This is a genomic window from Acidobacteriota bacterium, from assembly GCA_020853395.1.
Classification (GTDB): Bacteria; Acidobacteriota; Vicinamibacteria; order Vicinamibacterales; family SCN-69-37; genus JADYYY01.
Genome location: JADYYY010000016.1, coordinates 187,096 through 202,182, shown reverse-complemented (window position 1 = coordinate 202,182; position 15,087 = coordinate 187,096). Strand labels below are relative to the sequence as shown.

The window sequence follows — 15,087 nt, the reverse complement described above, 5'->3', positions numbered from 1 at the left end:
CGTTCGCGTCGAGAGGTCAGGAGACGTCGCCCGGATGCTGTCTCGCCCGGCCCGCGTCACCCGTCGAAAGCGAGGACTCGTCGTGCACCTCGGCGATGCGGCTGCCGAGCGTCATCGTCGGCCGCCCATCCGGTGTGTGGCTACCTGGCGTGCCGCGAACGATATCAGAGAACACGCCGGCCAGGGCCAACTCCTTCCTCACCCCGCAGGCTGCACCTGCCCGGCATGGCCACTCCACGACTGGCTCCGCCGCCGCCGAGTACAATCAACCGATCGCCGTTCGCTCCGCGCTCGAGCAGCCGCACGCACGAAGGGATCCATGACCGCCGTCCTCGACGAGAACATCGAAGCCATCTACCAGCAGGTCAAAGCCCGCAACCCGGGCGAAGACGAATTCCATCAGGCCGTCCGCGAAGTGCTCGAGTCGCTCGGTCCCGTGCTCGTGAAGTATCCCGAGTTCGCCCGCGAGCGCATCATCGAGCGCATCTGCGAGCCCGAGCGCCAGATCATCTTCCGCGTCCCGTGGCAGGACGATCGCGGCGAGGTGCACATCAACCGCGGGTTTCGCGTGGAGTTCAACAGCGCGCTCGGCCCCTACAAGGGCGGCATCCGCTTCCATCCGTCCGTCTACCTCGGCATCGTCAAGTTCCTCGGCTTCGAGCAGATCTTCAAGAACGCGCTCACCGGCATGCCGATCGGCGGGGCCAAGGGCGGCTCGGACTTCGATCCCAAAGGCCGGTCCGACAGCGAGGTGATGCGCTTCTGCCAGAGCTTCATGACCGAGCTGTACCGGCATCTCGGCGAGTACACCGACGTGCCCGCGGGCGACATCGGCGTCGGCGGCCGCGAGCTGGGCTACTTGTTCGGGCAGTACAAACGGATCACGAACAGGTACGAATCCGGGGTGCTGACCGGCAAGGGCATCGGGTGGGGCGGCGCGCTCGTCCGCCGGGAGGCCACCGGCTACGGCGCGGTGTACTTCATGCGCGAGATGCTGGCGGTGCGCCGCGACTCGCTCGAGGGCAAGACGTGCGTGGTCTCGGGCGCCGGCAACGTCGCGATCTACACGATCGAGAAGCTTCACCAGCTCGGCGCCCGCGTGGTGGCCTGCTCGGACTCGCAGGGCGTCATCGTCGACGAACGGGGCATCGATCTGGAGGTCGTGAAGGACCTCAAGGAGGTCGAACGGCGGCGCATCGCCGAGTACGTGAAGTGCCGCCCTCACGCGACGTACGTGCCGGGCGGGAACATCTGGGAGGTGCCCTGTCAGATCGCGATGCCGTCGGCGACCCAGAACGAGCTGAACGGCCGCGACGCGCGCGCCCTCGTGAAGAACGGCTGCGTCGCGGTGGCCGAGGGCGCCAACATGCCGACCACGCCCGAAGGCGTCCGCGTGTTCCTCGAGGCCGGCATCGCCTACGGCCCCGGGAAGGCGGCCAACGCGGGCGGCGTGGCCACCTCGGCGCTCGAGATGCAGCAGAACGCGAGCCGCGACTCCTGGTCGTTCGAGTTCACCGAGAAGAAGCTCGCCGAGATCATGACCGGGATCCATGCCGCCGCATGGGAAACGGCCGAAGAGTTCGGCGCGCCCGGCAACTACGTGCTCGGCGCGAACATCGCCGGGTTCATCAAGGTCGCGCGCGCGATGGTCGCGCACGGGCTCATCTGAGCCGGCAGGCGAGTACGGCCGCCGGAGGCGGGCGCTCGAGTCGCGTTCGAAGCGGTGGACGAGAGCTCGATGCGGAAACGGTCCAGCGCCGCGGCAATCTGCTGTTCGGACGTCGCGTCGTTCGGCTCGAGAGGTCAGGGGACGTCGGCCGGTCGGCTCATCTCAGGAACGCCTCGGCGAGCCCCCCGTCCACCGGGATGACGTGCCCGGTCGTCCGGGCACTCTGGTCGCCGGCGAGCCAGACGATCGCGCGCGCGCAGTCGGCCGGGGTGATCGGCTGGCGCGTGATCGTGCGGCCGGCATAGAACTGCGCGAGCTTCGCTCGAAGGCTCTCCGTCGGCTCCGTCGCGTCGAACGGGATCTTGTACTTCTCCAACGAGACGATCACCCGATCGCGCGGGAACATCGCGGAGCCGGCGACGACCGTCGCCGGCGCGATGCCGTTGACGCGCACGAGCGGGCCGAGGCCGATCGCCAGCTCGTGGATCAGGTGGTTCACCGCCGCCTTGCTGACGTCGTAGGGCTCGCTGCCCGACTTCGGCACGACGGCGTTCGCCGAGCTGGTGAGGACGATCGACGCGGGGAGCTGCTGCGCGCGGAACACGCGCGCCGCCTCGTCGGCCAGCACGTGGTTGCTCGTGACGTTGAGCGCCAGCGCCTGCGCCCACACCTGCTCGATCGGCGTGCCCGGCGGCGGCGTCGGGTAGATCGCGGCCGTGTTGATCACGACGTCGATCCCGCCGAAGTGCCGGAGGGCGCGGTCGATCGTCGCGCGCAGGCTCGCGCGCGACGAGAGATCGGCTGCGGCCGCCATCACGTGTTCGCCGGACGAGACGGCCGCCGCATCCCGTGCCGCCGCCGCGGCGCCGGCCTCGTCGAGATCGGCGAGCACGACGTGCGCGCCGCGCCGCGCGAGCTCGACGGCCACTTCCCGTCCGATGCCGCTCGACGCGCCGACGACGAGCGCAATCCGCCGGCTGAGCTCCTTCTCCGGCGGCATGCGCTGGAGCTTGGCTTCCTCGAGCGCCCAGTACTCGATCCGGAACGCCTCGCGTCGCGGCAGCGCCACGTAATTGTGCGCGTGGGCGAAGCCCTCGGCTCGATCGGGCCGGCGTGCTTGCGGCACCGGGCCGTCCACCGCGTCACCCTCGAGCGCGTTCGCCCCAGCCATCACCCGGATCGCGTTCAGAAAGAACTCGGTGGTGATGCGCGCTTCGCGCCTGTCCCTGGCGAAGCCGAACACGCCCAGCCCGGGAACGACGACGACCGACGGGTTGCGATCGCGGAGTGCCGGGCTGTCCGGCGCCGCGAACGATTCGTAGTACGCCGTGTAGTCGGTGCGGTACTGCACGACCCGCTCGCGAACGAGCGCCTCCAGCGCGGCGAGGCCGGAGGACGGGTCCCACGGCACGTACATCGGGCAGATCCGCGTCCGCAGGAAGTGATCGGGGCAGCTCGTCCCGAGGCGGCACAGTTCGTCGGCCCACACCGAGCCGGCGAACGTCAGCGCGTCGTCCGACGAGTCCCAGTGACCGATCGTCCGGCGTCCCGTCGAGACGACACCGCGAAGCACCGGAAGGATCGCGCCGGCCGCCGCGTCGCGATCGAGCGATGACGTCGCGTATCGTGCGCCGCCGAACCGCGGCACGCGCCGCCTCGTGTCGTGCGCGGCGATGAAGTCGCCCATCTGGTCGATGGTCTCGAGGCTCGATCGGTAGCACTCGCGCGGCGTCGCGCCCCACGTGAACAGGCCGTGGCCGCCGAGGAGGATGCCGTCGCAGCCGGGATGGGCCTCGACCGCGCGCCGCAGCATGAGCCCCAGCTCGAAGCCCGGACGCTGCCACGGCAGCCAGGCGATGCGGCGCCCGTAGTGCGCGTTGAACTCGTCGAGCCGTGCGAGCCCGTTGGCGCTGGCCGCGAGCGCGATCGCCCAGTCCGGGTGCAGGTGATCGACGTGATCGAACGGCAGGAACGCGTGGAGCGGCGTGTCGATGGACGGCGCAGCGCCGCGCTCGCCGCAGGTGCAGAGCGGGTAGCACGCGACCATCTCGTCCTCGTGCGCCTCGCCCCGATAGCGGCCGATCAGCCGCTCGAGCGCGTCGAGGTACAGCACGGCGAAGCCGGCCGAGGTGATCGATCGCAGATCGCCGCCGCTCCCCTTGACGGCCATGACGCGCACCGGCTCGCCGGTCAGCGGATCCACCGCGGTGTACTTCGAGCTGGTGTTGCCGCCGCCGAAGTTCGTGATCCGCAGGTCCGCGCCGAGCAGGTTCGATCGATAGCGCAGGAGCTCGAGCGGCGTCGCGGCCAGCCGCGCCGCCTCGCCGTCGTCCCAGAGATCGGTCAGCGCCTTCAACGGCCACCGGGCCGTCCCCACCGCCTGGCCCGCGGATCCGTGCTTCGCCGTGTTCTCCATCGCCCGCAAGTATACGAGCGGAGTCCGACGCCTCCCGCGCGCTTTGGCTTGCGGCTCACGGCTTGCGGCGTACGGGGAAGAAGGTGACGCGGCGCCCGGCCGCGGCTCACCGAAGTACGCGGCCGAGCTCGACCGATTCGAGCACGCAGACGTGACAGCAGGGGTGGCCCGAGTTGACGGACCAATTTGGTCGGAGTTAGACTCCCCGACGGCAACTGAGACGTTTCTCAGTTACGAACAGAGAGGCCCGTCGGGTGCGATGACACCCGACGGGCTGCCGAACGCCAGTCTGGCGAGACCGTTTTTGATCCACGCGTGTGACGCATGGTCCGTCCGGCGCTGCAATTGTAGCGGGTTCCGGGCCGTCGCACGCCATGAGGAGTCGTTCATGGCGAAATATCCTGTCAGGTCCTCCCGCTCGTCCATTCCGTCCCGCGTCGCTGCGACGCGATCCCGCTCCTGGAACACCGTGGCTGCCGTCGTCTCGTCGGCGGCGATCGGGGCCGCGTTGCCCGCGCCCGCGTCGGCGGCGCTGCCGGCGGCGCCGTCGCGCACCCGCTCGGCCTCGGACGCCATCGTCCAGCGGATCGAACGGCTGATCGGCCCTTGGGAGAAGCCGGAAGACGTGTTCGCGGCGGTCTACCGGTCCGGCCTCACGCCGGCGGCCGCCGGTCCCGAGGCCTGGCCCGGGCAAGCGCCGCAGGCGCAAGCCCAGAACGTCCAGGGCACGCTCACGTTCGACATCGCGCCGGGTCCGCTCTCGGTGGGCCTCCAGCAGTTCGCGGCGCTCACGCGCATCACGGTGCGCGTGGCGCCCGAGCTGGTTCGAGCGCTGACGAATCCGGCCGTGCGCGGGACACTCACGCCCGGCCAGGCGCTCGCGCAGCTTCTGAGCGACAGCCGGCTGTCGCACCGCTTCGTGGATGCGACCACGGTCATCGTCGAGATCGAGGCCACGCGCGAGGACGTGACGGTGTCGGCGTCGCTGCCGGCGGTGAGCTCGCCCAAGTTCACGGCGCCGATCGTCCAGACGCCGCAGACCATCACGGTCGTCTCACGGAACGTGATCGAATCGCAGGGCGCGACGAACCTGCGCGACGTGCTGCGCAACGTGCCGGGCATCACGATGCAGGCCGGTGAGGGCGGCGGCGGCCTGCCCGGCGACACGCTGACGATGCGCGGCTTCTCCGCCTCGGGCGACATCTACGTGGACGGCGTCCGCGACGTGGCGCCGTACTCGCGCGATGCGTTCAACCTCGAACAGGTCGAGGTCATCAAAGGGCCCTCGTCGTCGTTCGGCGGGCGCGGGTCGACGGGCGGCGCCATCAACCTCGCGACGAAGACGCCACAGCTCCGGTCGCTGCGCCGGGCCACGGCCGGCCTCGGCGGCGCCGACTTCCGGCGCGGCACGCTCGACATGAACGAGCCGTTCACGGCGCTCGGGTCGCCCGCCGCCGCGCGCGTCAACGTGATGTGGCAGGACGCGGGCGTGCCGGGCCGGCAGGTCGTCGAGAACGAGAGCTGGGCCGTCGCGCCCTCCGTGGCGTTCGGTATGGACGGGGCGACGCGGGTGACGCTCAGCTCTCAGCACCTGCGGCAACGCAACGTGCCCGACTACGGCCTGCCGTGGGGGACCTACACCGACCCGGCGACCGGACAGGTCTACCCGACCGGTGCGTTCAACGCGACGCCGGCCGTCGACCAGAGCAACTTCTACGGTCTCGCGAACTACGACTTCGAGCACATCGACAACGACATGGCGACGGTGCGCGTCGAGCACGACGTGCGGCCGGGCCTGACGCTGCGCAACCTGTCGCGGTACGGCCAGACGGAACGCGATCACGCCATCACCGCGCCGCGGCCGCCCAACCGGCAGCTCCAGCGCCGGTTCATGGAGAACGACGCGCTGGCGAACCAGACGAGCGTGTCGTGGAACGGCCGCACCGCAGGGCTGGCGCACGCGATCGCGGGCGGGCTCGAGGTGGCGCGCGAGGAGACGGCCACGAAGAACTCCGCGCAGACGACCAACCAGCCGCAGGTGACGCTGCAGAGTCCGGATCCGCGGCAGTCGCCGTTCGGCCCGATGCCCGACATCACCGGCAATCCGAGCGAGACGCGGACGTCCACGGTGGGCGTGTACCTCTTCGACACGGTCGATCTCGGCGCGCGATGGCAGGCAACGGGCGGCCTGCGGTGGGATCGATCGGACGTCGACTATCGCCTCACGACGCTGGCGACCGGCGCGGTGACGGCGCTGGAGCGCGTGGACCGCATGCTGAGCGGCCGCGCCGGCATCGTCTTCAGGCCGACGACGGGCAGCAGCATCTATGCCGGCTACGGCACGTCGTTCAATCCGTCCTCGGACGCCGGCACCGTCGGTGCGGCGCTCGGCGCCACCGACACGTCGGCCAACAGCGTGAACCTGAAGCCGGAGAAGTCGCGCAACGTCGAGGTGGGCACGAAGTGGTCGGCCTACGGCGATCGCCTGCTCGTCACCGGCGCCGTCTTCGACACGGAGAAGACCAACGCGCGCACGCGCAACCTCTCGAGCGATCCGTTCGTGCTCGCCGGACGCCAGCGCGTGCGCGGCGTCGAGCTCGGCGTGTCGGGGCAGATCCTTCCCGGCTGGACCGCGCTCGCCGGCTTCTCGCAGCTCGACAGCAAGATCGTGGACTCGGCCAACGACGTCGAGGACGGGCGCGACCTCGCGTTGACGCCCAGCCGCACGGCGAGCCTCTGGACGACGTGGGAGGTACGGCGGGGGCTGTCGGTCGGCGGCGGCGCGCAGTACATGGACGCCGTGTTCCGCAACACCACCACCGACCTGAAGGTGCCGAGCTACTGGCTCGTGAACGCGATGGCCTCCTACGGCGTGAACCGCTATCTCACGCTGCGCGTCAACGGCACGAACCTCGGCGACGAGCGCTACGTCGACCGCGTCGGCGGTGGCCACTACATTCCCGGACCGCGCCGCACGGTGCAGGTCACGGCTGACTTCGGATTCTGATCATGCTGCTTCAAGTCCCTGATGTGCTCACGGCGGCCGAGGTCGCCACCGTCCGGCGCGCGCTCGACGGCGCGCCCTGGGTGGACGGCCGCGTCACCGCAGGCCCGCAGTCGGCGCGGGCGAAAGACAACCTGCAGATCCCGGAGGACCATCCGACGGCCCGCAACCTCGGGGCCCAGATCGTCCAGGCGCTGCAGCGGCATCCGCTGTTCGTGTCGGCCGCGCTGCCGCTCCGCGTCTACCCGCCGATGTTCAACAAGTACGAAGGCGGCGGGTCGTTCGGCAGCCACGTCGACAACGCGATCCGGCAGGTGGCCGGCGGGCGCGATCGCCTGCGCACGGATCTGTCCGCCACGCTGTTCCTGTCGGAGCCCGACGAGTACGACGGCGGTGAGCTCACGGTCGAGGACACCTACGGCGTGCACCAGATCAAGCTGCCCGCGGGCCAGATGGTGCTCTATCCGTCCACGAGCCTGCACCACGTGACGCCGGTCACCCGCGGCGCACGCATCGCGTCCTTCTTCTGGATTCAGAGCCTGATCCGCGACGACGGGCAGCGCACGCTGCTCTTCGACCTCGACACGGCCATTCAGCGCCTCAGCGAGGAGCTTCCCGACCATCCGGTGGCGGTGCAGCTCACGGGCGTGTACCACAACCTGCTCCGGCAGTGGGCGGAGCTGTGATGGCGATCCTGCGCCGAATCCTGTTCTGGTGCCACCTCGCCTGCGGCGTCGCCGGCGGCGTCGTCATCCTGATCATGTGCGTGACGGGCGTCGCGCTCACCTACCAGAAGGAGATGCAGTTCTGGGCCGACACGCGGCACTTCCGCGCGACGCCCGGGTCGGGCGACTCGCGCGCGCCGGTGTCGAGCCTGCTCGCCGCCGCGCGCGCGGTCGACGCCGACGCGCCGGTGACGACGATCACGTGGCGGTCGGATCCGTCTGCGCCGGCGGCGCTCGCGATCGGGCCGCAAACGGTGTACGTCAACCCGTACAGCGCAGAGGTGTACGGCGAGGGCACGGGCCAGCGAATGCGCGCCTTCTTCACGTCGATGACGAACTGGCATCGATGGCTCGCGATGTCGGGCGAGCAGCGTCCGACGGGCCGGGCGCTGACCGGTGCGGCGAACCTGATGTTCCTCTTCGTCGTGCTGAGCGGCGTGTACCTCTGGTGGCCGCGCACGCTGACCTGGACGCAGTTCCGCAACGTGCTGTGGTTCAAGCGCGGGGTGCGGGCGAAGGCGCGCGACTTCAACTGGCACAACGTGATCGGCTTCTGGTCCGCGATTCCGCTCGCGATCGTCGTCTACTCCGGCACGGTGATCTCGTATCCGTGGTCGAGCGATCTCGTCTATCGCGCGATGGGCGAAGATCCGCCGGCGCCCGCGGCCGGCCGTGGCGGCGGACCCGGAGGGCCGGGCGCAGGCGGTGGACGGGGCGGCGGCGGCCGCGGCGGCCGGGCGGGTGGCGAGCCGAGACCCGCGCGCGGTGAGTCGGCCTCGATGCCCGGCGCCACGGAGCGCGCCCAGCCGGCGCCGTCGATTGGATCCGGCGTCGACGATCTGGTCGCCCGCGCCATGCAGTTCCAGCCCGGGTGGCAGATGCTCGCGCTCCGGGTGCCGGCCTCCGAGCGCGCGCCGGTCGTCTTCACGATCGATCAGGGCGACGCCGGGCAGCCGAACCGCCGCGGCACGCTGACCCTCGACGCCTCGACCGGCGCCGTTCAGAAGTGGGAAGACTTCTCGGCGCAGACGCCGGGGCGCCGGATGCGCACCTGGCTGCGGTTCGCGCACACCGGCGAGATCTACGGCTTCACCGGCCAGACGATCGCCGGTCTGGTCAGCGCAGGCGGCGCCGTCCTGGTCTACACGGGCCTCGCCCTCGCCCTGCGGCGATTCCTCGCCTGGCGCAAGCGGATCGCCAAGAAGCCGGGGTTCGCCGTCGAACAACGCACGCCGGTCGCCTAGGGCGTGTTCGAAACTGGGCGAGCGCGGGTCCTGTCGCCGGACAGCCCCACGTGGTGCTCGGCACAACGCGCGTGATCACGGGCGTCGCCCGCGCGCCACGCGGAGCGGCCCCCTCCGGCGCCCCCCGCCGGGAGTCTTGAAACGCGCTCTTCGTCCAACCAATCGAACGGAGAGCGCTGAGGCCTCGCGCCTCAGCGCCGTCCGGGTTCCGTCTCTCGCGGCTCGTACCGGTCCGCGGGCCACGATCGTTCGATGATCCCGCGGGCCTCGTCGATCGACGTCGCGTGCCCGGTGGCGACCATCTGAACGGCGATGTTGCCGAGCGCGGTCGCCTCGACCGGGCCGGCCAGCACCGTCCGGCCGGTCGCGTCGGCGGTGAGCTGCGTGAGCAGCGCGTTCTTCGCGCCGCCGCCGACGACGCGGATCGTGTGGATCCGTTGGCCGGCGAGCCGCTCGATGGCGTCGGTCACCTCGCGGTACTTGCGCGCGAAGCTCTCGAAGATGCAGCGCGTGAACGCCGCCGGGCAATCGGGCACGGGTTGGCCGGTGCGGCGGGCGTACGCCGCGATGGCGGCGGGCATGTCATCGGGGTTCAGGAACACGGGATCGTCCACGTCGACGATCGTCCGGATCGGCGGTGCGTCGCGCGCCGCCGCGACGAGGTCCTCGTACGCGGGCGCCGCGCTCCCGGCCGCCCATCGCTGCCGGCACGCCTGCAGCAGCCACAATCCCGCGATGTTCTTCAGCAGGCGCGTCGTGCCCGCGACGCCGCCTTCGTTCGTGAAGTTCAGCTCGCGCGCCTCTTCCGTGAGCGCCGGCGCCGGCACCTCGATGCCGAGCAAGGACCAGGTGCCGCTGCTGAGAAACGCCGTGCCGCCGCCGGTGCGCACGGCCGCCACCGCCGAGCCGGTGTCGTGGCACGCCGGCGCGACGACGGGCGTGCCGGCCAGCTCGACGCTGGCGTGCGCGGCGAGAGGGCCGAGCACCGTGCCGGGCTCGACGATCTCGCCGAAGAGCCTCGGCGGGATCTCCAGGTCGCGCAGGATGTCCGTCGCCCACCGGCGCGTCCTCGCGTTCACGCACTGCGTCGTCGAGGCGTTCGTGAACTCGCACGCGGCGCGGCCGGTGAGCCGGTAGTTGACGAGGTCCGGAATGGTCAAGAGCCGCTCGGCCCGTTCGATGACGGCCGGCGTCTGCTCGACGGCCGCGCGGAGCTGATAGATCGTGTTGATCGCGAGGCACTGGACGCCGGTCGTCTCGTACAGCCGCGCGCGTCCGATGAGCGCGCTCACGCGATCGACCATGCCGTCCGTGCGATGGTCGCGGTAGTGATACGGCGGCTCGACGAGATCGCCCTCGGCGTCGATCAGGCCGTAGTCGACGCCCCACGCGTCGACGCCGATGCTGACGGGCGAAACGCCCCTCGCGACGGCCGCGGCCAGCCCCTCACGCACCGCCTGCCAGATCGCGTCGAAGTCCCATCGAAGCGACCCGTCGATCCGTCGCGGGAGGTTCGAGAAGCGGGCCAGCTCGTCGAGCGAGAGCCGGCCGCCGGCGAGCCGGCCGAGCATCGCCCGGCCGCTCTCGGCCCCGATGTCGAACGCCAGGAAGTCGGCGGACACGCGCACACGATATACGAGCAGCCGGCGCCGGCCGCAAGGCCGTGTTCCGATCGCTCGACGTGGCGTGGTAGCCTGCCCGGGCACGCCGAGGCGTGCGCGGGCGTCGGCGCAGCCACGACTCTGGGTGCCAAGCGCCAAGCGAGGAGCACGAGACGATGACTCGACGGTTCGTAGGACTGATGCTGTTCGCGGCGGCGGCGTTCGCCTCGCCGCTCACGTTCGCGCAGGGCCAGGCGCCCGTTCAGGGACCGGCCGGCGGTATGGGCAGGCAGGGCGGCGCCGGCGGTCCAGGCGGCGGTGGCGGCCGCGGCGGCGCGCCGGCACAGGTGGACTTCGCGACGGCGAAAAAGGCGATGGATGCGACCGAAGCGGCGGCCAACGCCGCGAACGCGAAGGTGGCGATCGCGGTCGTGGACGCGAACGGCGATCTCGTGTACTTCCGCCGGATGGACGGCGCGGCCAGCGTCGCGGTGACGGCGTCGCAGGCCAAGGCGCGCGCGGCGATCCTGTTCGGCGTGCCGACGAAGGCGCTCCAGGATGCCGTTGCGGCCGGCACGCCGGTGTCGGCCACCGTCACGCCGGCCGCCGCCACCGGCGCACCCATCATGGCCGTGCAGGGCGGCCTGCCTATCGTGAAGGCCGGCAAGGTCGTCGGCGCGATCGGCGTCGGCGGATCCAGCTCGCAGAACGACGAGCTCTTCGCGCAGGCTGGCATCGACGCCGTGAAGTAGCGCGCCGCGACGCTCGACCTTCGACGAACCTCTGGCCGGCGGCAGAGACACTGTCGCCGGCCTTCCGCATGATCCGCAAAGCCTTTCGCATGAGCGTGCACCCGGGCCGGCACGCCGAGTACGAGCAGCGGCATCGGCCCATCTGGCCCGAGCTCGAAGCCGCGTTGATCGCCCACGGCGTCCGCACGTACTCGATCTACCTCGACGAGGCGACACACGATCTGTTCGCGTACGTGGAGATCGAGGACGAAGCGCGCTGGAAGGCGATCGCCGAGACGGACGTCTGCCGCCGCTGGTGGCGCTCCATGCGGGAGATCATGCCGTCGAATCCCGACGACTCCCCCGTCTCGCGCGAGCTCCACGAGGTCTTTCACATCGACGACCGTCACGGCCGATCCTGACGGTCTGCCGCTTCTACTACAATCAGTCGTCCTCTGCGGCGCCCCGCGGCCGACACGAATGACACATCCCCACCAGGCGACCCGCGTCTTCCTCTCGTCGTTTCTCGTGCTCTTTCTCGAAGTGGCGCTGATCCGCTGGATGCCGGCCTACATCCGGCTGCTCGCCTACTTCTCGAACTTCATCCTGCTCGCGACGTTTCTCGGCATCGGCATCGGCTGCCTGGTCGCGCCGGCGCGCGCGCGGCTGTTCGCCTGGTTCCCGCTGCTCGTCACGGCCGTCGTCGCGCTCGTGCGCGTGTTCAGGCTCGAGGTGGGGATCCAGGCGGCCGGCAGCATCTACTTCACGAGCGGCACCGCCGAGAAGGTCACGCTCGTCGAGAGCACCACCCTCCTGCCCGTCATCTTCGTCGTCGTCGCCGCGTTGTTCGCGACGCTCGCGCAGCGGATGGGCCGCGAGATGGCGGAGCTGCCGCCTCTCAGGGCCTACACGATCAACCTGGCCGGAAGCCTGGCGGGCGTGGCCGCGTTCGGCGTGATGTCGTGGCAGGAGCTCCCGCCCGCCGCCTGGTTCGGCGTCGGGTTCGCCGCGGCGCTGCCGCTGCTCGCGTCGGCGGAACCGGGCGCGGCCGGCCGGCCCCGCCGCTGGCTGCTCGGCGTCAACGTGCTCCTGCTCGGCGTCTCGCTCGCGATCGTCGCGCGGATGGCGGCCGGCGCGATCTGGTCGCCCTACTACAAGATCACCGTGGGCCAGGACGGCCCCGATACCGTCATCGAGGTGAACAACATCTTCCACCAGTCGATGGCGCCGGTGGAGCAGAAGGAGTACTTCTACCAGTGGCCGTACATGGCCTTCGGCGACACGTTCGAGAACGTGCTCGTGCTCGGGGCCGGGTCCGGCACCGACGTCGCGGCGGCGCTCCGGCACGGCGCGAAGCACGTGGACGCGGTCGAGATCGATCCGGTCATCCTCAGGCTCGGCGCGCAGCACCACCCCGATCGTCCGTACTCGGACCCGCGCGTCACGCGAATCAACGATGACGCGCGGCACTTCCTCAGGACGACGACGAAGCGGTACGACCTCGTGGTGTTCGCGCTGATCGACTCGCTGACGTTGCAGTCGAGCTTCTCGGGCGTGCGGCTCGAGAGCTACATGTTCACCACCGAGTCGTTCCGATCCGTGCGCGACCGGCTCGCGCCGAACGGCCTGCTCGTCGTCTACAACTACTTCCGGGAGCGCTGGCTGGTCGATCGGCTCGCCAACCAGGCGGCGATCGCGTTCGGCGAGGAGCCGCGCGTGCACGTGCACGAAGCGCGGTCGTACCTCGGCGTCATGATGGCGGGCCCTCGGCTGAAGACGCTGACGGCGGATCCGGTCGTCCCGGATCGCGTCACCGCCTTCGGCCAGTCGCACGACCCCAGCCCCGCGCGCGTGCACCGGCGCGATCCCTCCATCGAGCCGGCGACCGACGACTGGCCGTTCCTCTACCTGCGGGATCGCCACATGCCGGCGCACTACGTGTGGGCGCTCGCGCTGATTCTCATCGTGTCGGTCGCCGCCGTCATGCTGGCCATGCGCGGGCAGCGCGGGACGTGGTCGTGGACGTCCTTCCTGCTCGGCGCGGCGTTCATGCTCCTCGAGACCAAGTCGATCATCCAGTTCGCGCTGCTCTGGGGCTCGACCTGGTTCGTGGCGTCGCTCGTCATCGCCTCGGTGTTGACGATGGCGCTCGTCGCGAACTTCATCGTGGCGAAGGTCGAGATTCGGCGGCCGTGGCTCGTCTGCGGCGTGCTGGTCGCGCTGCTCGGGGCGAACTACCTGCTGCCGGTCGGCCGCATCGGTGTCGAGAGCCGGGCGATCGAGTCGCTCGTCTACGCCGCGCTCGTCTTCAGCCCCATCGTCTGCGCGGGCCTGCTGTTCGGCACGGTGCTCAAACACTCCACGTCGGTGGCGCGCGACTACGGCACGAACCTGCTGGGGGCGATGGTGGGCGGCGTCGGCGAGTACCTGTCGCTCCTCACTGGCTTCAACGGCCTGCTGCTGATCATCGCGATCTGCTACGTCGCGGCGGTCGCGGCGTGGCGGCGCGCCTCGTAGACCGAGCGCAGGCCCGGGAGCCGTGCTAGGATGGCGCGCTCACCACATCACAACGCCACGGCGGATGACATCTCGGGTGTCGACCGCCCGGCAGGAGGCCCGCATGCGCTTCATCACGACCTTCACGGTTGGTCCCGGCAACAGAGACGCGGCGATCGCGCGTTTCAAGCAGTCCCACGGAGCGCCGCCGGCCGGCGTCACGTTGCTGGGCAGGTGGCACGACGCCACAGGCCATCGAGGGTGGACGCTGTCCGAAACATCGGACGCTTCGGCGATCGCGAAATGGGTCATGGGCTGGTCCGACCTGCTGACGTTCGAGACGACGCCGGTGCTCGACGATCAGGAATTCGGGAAGCTGCTCGGCGGCTAGCGGCGAGACCGTCCGAACGAGACGCAGGTGGGCACGCGCGCGAGGCCGCTTCGCGCCGGATCGGTGTGCGCTTGTCCTGGAGAGAGGGCGCCCGGGGCTGATGAAGCCCCGGGGCCACGACTGCTGCAGCGGTTACTTCAGCGGGATCTTCAGCTCGGCCAGCTTCGCCAGCATGTCTTCCGCCGACGTCGCCGGACGCACCGCCGTGTCGATCGCGGCGACGCGGCCGGTCTTGTCGATGTAGAACGTCCAGCGCATCGCTGACGGGTGCGTGTCGTCCACGACGCCGTAGGCGCGCGCGGTGACTTTGGTCGGGTCGCTCAGCATCGGGAAGTCCGCTTCCTTCTTCTCGACGACCCGGGCGTTGGCGCCCTGCCCCAGCGTGACGGACGTCGCCTTGGCGAACTTGATGTTGTCCTCCAGCGGATCGACGCTCGCCATGAAGTAGGTGACCTGGTATTTCTGGATCTTGTCGCCGTTGTCCGCCAGCGACTTGCACTCAATCGTGCACCCTGCCGTGAACGCCTTCGGGAACCAGGCGAGCACGACGGCCTGTTTGCCGCGGTAGTCCGACAGCTTGTGGGTCTTGCCGTCGGTGCCTTGCAGCGTGAAGTCCGGTGCCATGTCGCCGACCTTGACGACGGTCGGCACCGGTGGCGCCGCAGCGGGTGGCGCCTGCGCGATGGCGGCGCCGGAGAGACACACCACCAGTCCGAACGCCAGAAACGCTCGCATCAACTGACCTCCTTGGGCGAGGTGCGGGCGGCACCTCAGAGACACGAGCCTATCGCATTTCCCGCCGCACCGATA

Annotated in this window: 11 protein-coding genes; 8 read left to right on the top strand and 3 right to left on the bottom strand. The window is 70.3% G+C overall.

The features are described from left to right. Window positions 1–319 precede the first annotated feature (319 nt). Complete coding sequence (gdhA, locus tag IT184_15665) at window positions 320–1,669, top strand: NADP-specific glutamate dehydrogenase (protein MCC7010244.1); 1,350 nt, start codon at window positions 320–322, stop codon at window positions 1,667–1,669. A 157-nt stretch (window positions 1,670–1,826) separates the two neighbouring features. Here gdhA and IT184_15660 read toward each other — a convergent pair whose 3' ends face one another. Continuing rightward, a complete protein-coding gene (locus IT184_15660; protein ID MCC7010243.1) occupies window positions 1,827–4,085 on the bottom strand; it encodes a bifunctional rhamnulose-1-phosphate aldolase/short-chain dehydrogenase in 2,259 nt (752 codons plus the stop codon). A gap of 469 nt (window positions 4,086–4,554) precedes the next feature. On the opposite strand from IT184_15660, the gene IT184_15655 reads away from it, so the two are divergent. From IT184_15655 to IT184_15645, 3 genes are read left to right on the top strand one after another with little or no spacing between them, the layout of a single operon-like run. Next, window positions 4,555–7,092: a TonB-dependent siderophore receptor gene (locus IT184_15655; GenBank protein ID MCC7010242.1), complete on the top strand. Its 2,538-nt coding sequence runs from the start codon at window positions 4,555–4,557 to the stop codon at window positions 7,090–7,092. A 2-nt stretch (window positions 7,093–7,094) separates the two neighbouring features. Continuing rightward, on the top strand, window positions 7,095–7,775 hold the full coding sequence (locus IT184_15650; protein ID MCC7010241.1) for a Fe2+-dependent dioxygenase: 681 nt from the start codon (window positions 7,095–7,097) through the stop codon (window positions 7,773–7,775). After that, window positions 7,775–9,058, top strand: a complete 1,284-nt coding sequence (locus tag IT184_15645) for a PepSY domain-containing protein (GenBank protein ID MCC7010240.1) — start codon at window positions 7,775–7,777, stop codon at window positions 9,056–9,058. Before IT184_15650 ends, IT184_15645 begins: the two co-directional genes overlap by 1 nt. Window positions 9,059–9,249: 191 nt before the next feature. Here the strand turns inward: IT184_15645 and IT184_15640 are convergent, their stop codons facing one another. Continuing rightward, window positions 9,250–10,686: a rhamnulokinase gene (locus IT184_15640; protein MCC7010239.1), complete on the bottom strand. Its 1,437-nt coding sequence runs from the start codon at window positions 10,684–10,686 to the stop codon at window positions 9,250–9,252. A 149-nt stretch (window positions 10,687–10,835) separates the two neighbouring features. Between IT184_15640 and IT184_15635 the strand changes: the two genes are divergently transcribed. From IT184_15635 to IT184_15620, 4 genes are all read left to right on the top strand, one after another. Next, window positions 10,836–11,411 carry a heme-binding protein gene (locus IT184_15635; protein MCC7010238.1) on the top strand — a complete coding sequence of 192 codons (576 nt, stop codon included), beginning with the start codon at window positions 10,836–10,838 and terminating at the stop codon, window positions 11,409–11,411. Between the two features lie 68 nt (window positions 11,412–11,479). Beyond that, window positions 11,480–11,812 (top strand): L-rhamnose mutarotase, encoded by a 333-nt coding sequence (rhaM, locus tag IT184_15630; protein ID MCC7010237.1) that lies wholly within the window; start codon window positions 11,480–11,482, stop codon window positions 11,810–11,812. A 58-nt stretch (window positions 11,813–11,870) separates the two neighbouring features. After that, window positions 11,871–13,907 carry a spermidine synthase gene (locus IT184_15625; protein ID MCC7010236.1) on the top strand — a complete coding sequence of 679 codons (2,037 nt, stop codon included), beginning with the start codon at window positions 11,871–11,873 and terminating at the stop codon, window positions 13,905–13,907. A 103-nt stretch (window positions 13,908–14,010) separates the two neighbouring features. After that, window positions 14,011–14,277, top strand: coding sequence for a DUF3303 family protein (locus IT184_15620; protein ID MCC7010235.1), 267 nt, complete (start codon window positions 14,011–14,013; stop codon window positions 14,275–14,277). A gap of 132 nt (window positions 14,278–14,409) precedes the next feature. Here the strand turns inward: IT184_15620 and IT184_15615 are convergent, their stop codons facing one another. Further along, on the bottom strand, window positions 14,410–15,012 hold the full coding sequence (locus IT184_15615; GenBank protein MCC7010234.1) for a redoxin domain-containing protein: 603 nt from the start codon (window positions 15,010–15,012) through the stop codon (window positions 14,410–14,412). Window positions 15,013–15,087: the final 75 nt, after the last annotated feature.

Excerpts from the sequence above, each read along its gene's own strand:
- gdhA (MCC7010244.1), top strand. The coding sequence starts at position 320 with ATGACCGCCGTCCTCGACGAGAACATCGAAGCCATCTACCAGCAGGTC.
- IT184_15660 (MCC7010243.1), bottom strand. The coding sequence starts at position 4,085 with ATGGAGAACACGGCGAAGCACGGATCCGCGGGCCAGGCGGTGGGGACG.
- IT184_15650 (MCC7010241.1), top strand. The coding sequence starts at position 7,095 with ATGCTGCTTCAAGTCCCTGATGTGCTCACGGCGGCCGAGGTCGCCACC.
- IT184_15645 (MCC7010240.1), top strand. The coding sequence starts at position 7,775 with ATGGCGATCCTGCGCCGAATCCTGTTCTGGTGCCACCTCGCCTGCGGC.
- IT184_15635 (MCC7010238.1), top strand. The coding sequence starts at position 10,836 with ATGACTCGACGGTTCGTAGGACTGATGCTGTTCGCGGCGGCGGCGTTC.
- rhaM (MCC7010237.1), top strand. The coding sequence starts at position 11,480 with ATGATCCGCAAAGCCTTTCGCATGAGCGTGCACCCGGGCCGGCACGCC.
- IT184_15625 (MCC7010236.1), top strand. The coding sequence starts at position 11,871 with ATGACACATCCCCACCAGGCGACCCGCGTCTTCCTCTCGTCGTTTCTC.
- IT184_15620 (MCC7010235.1), top strand. The coding sequence starts at position 14,011 with ATGCGCTTCATCACGACCTTCACGGTTGGTCCCGGCAACAGAGACGCG.
- IT184_15615 (MCC7010234.1), bottom strand. The coding sequence starts at position 15,012 with ATGCGAGCGTTTCTGGCGTTCGGACTGGTGGTGTGTCTCTCCGGCGCC.